Origin of the sequence: Aquabacterium sp. G14 (assembly GCF_037482285.1) — a bacterium.
Classification (GTDB): domain Bacteria; phylum Pseudomonadota; class Gammaproteobacteria; order Burkholderiales; family Burkholderiaceae_C; genus Aquabacterium.
The window spans coordinates 1-1,325 of the sequence record NZ_JBBEYB010000041.1 but is presented as its reverse complement, the minus strand read 5'-3'; the positions used below and the strand labels follow the sequence as shown (position 1 = coordinate 1,325).

General features: G+C 55.8%; 2 protein-coding genes. Both read left to right on the top strand.

What is annotated here, in order from left to right; translation table 11 throughout:
• Positions 1-224 (top strand): hypothetical protein (locus tag WIT60_RS16850; RefSeq protein WP_339584977.1); only part of this gene is annotated, 224 nt, incomplete at its 5' end.
• A 919-nt stretch (positions 225-1,143) separates the two neighbouring features.
• A partial coding sequence (locus WIT60_RS16845; RefSeq protein ID WP_339584976.1) for a hypothetical protein occupies positions 1,144-1,325 on the top strand: 182 nt, incomplete at its 3' end.

Below are 1,325 nucleotides of genomic sequence, written 5' to 3'. Positions count from 1 at the left end.
CCAGGTCGGTTTGTCTGTCACACTCTCTGGAATTCTGGCAGCAGCAGCAAAAATTCACCGTGGTCCGCCCTCACCTCAACTTCATCTGTCGTGTGTTTCAAGGCCGTGCCACAGGTGCAAAACCTAACTGGGCGTTCAACGTGGACGCCAACAGCGGCCATGCCTTCGGCATTTTATTGGCCGCTGTTGGTGCCCTGCGCCCTTCGGGCTCCGGCGCCAGTTAACTCGTTCGTTAGGTCCCGTTTAGTAACACGCTCAGGTAACTCGGTGCAAAGGCTCTGGCAAATGTCAACATCGGTGCAAGTTCATACATCCAGCACGCGGGAATCATTTGTCGTGGCAAGGTTGCTTTCTTTGCCTGGCAAGGTTTGCGCACCTTGCTTCGCCACTCCCACGCGGGAACACTGATGCTTGCCTTGGCCGCTTTCGTGCTCACTCAGTCAGCGGCGCGCATCTTGAGGTTTGGCGCTTCACTGACAGCCAGTTCGTTCACCGGGCGCGGCGTCATGTCTCAATCTCCCTTCACCGGTTTGGGTGCTTCCACCAAGCTGGTGCGCCTGTCACACTCTCTGGAATCTTGGCAGCAGCTTTCAGCACACACCGTGGCGCGCCCTCACCTCAACCTCAGCCGTCGTGTGTTTCCAGGGCGTGCCAATGGTCAAAAACCTAACTGTAAGTTCAACGCGGACGCCAACAGCGGCCATGCCTTCGGCATTTTATTGGCCGCTGCTGGTACCCTCCGCCCCTGCGGGGCTCCGGCGCCAGTTAACTAGTTCGTTAGGCCACTCATTCCGGGGCATGCCACCACCCTCCCCGCGCCAACATCGTTTAGGCTGCCTAACACACCACCAAAACAGCATCACGGGAGAACAAATGCCTTGCACATCAAGCACTTGCACCACCCCGACTGCGCGGTTACAAACTTTTAGGCCAACATCCCTTGCGAAAGCAGGTTGGTCTATTTCCAGTTAGGTCCCGTTTAAAAATACGCTCAGGTAACTCGGTGCAAAGGCTCTGGCAAATGTCAACATCGGTGCAAGTTCATACATCCAGCACGCGGGAATCACTTGTCGTGCCAAGGTTGTTTTCTTTGCATGGCAAGGGTTGCGCATTACGCGTCGCCACTCCCACGCGAGAACACTGATGTTCGCCAACGCCGCTTCCGTGCTCACTCAAGCAGTTGTTCGCATCTTGAAGTTTGGCGTTTTACTGGCAAGCAGTTCGTTCACCGGGTGCAGCGCCATGTCTCAATCTACTATCACCGGTTTGGGTGCTTCAACCAGGTCGGTTTGTCTGTCACACTCTCTGGAATTCTGGCAGCAGCA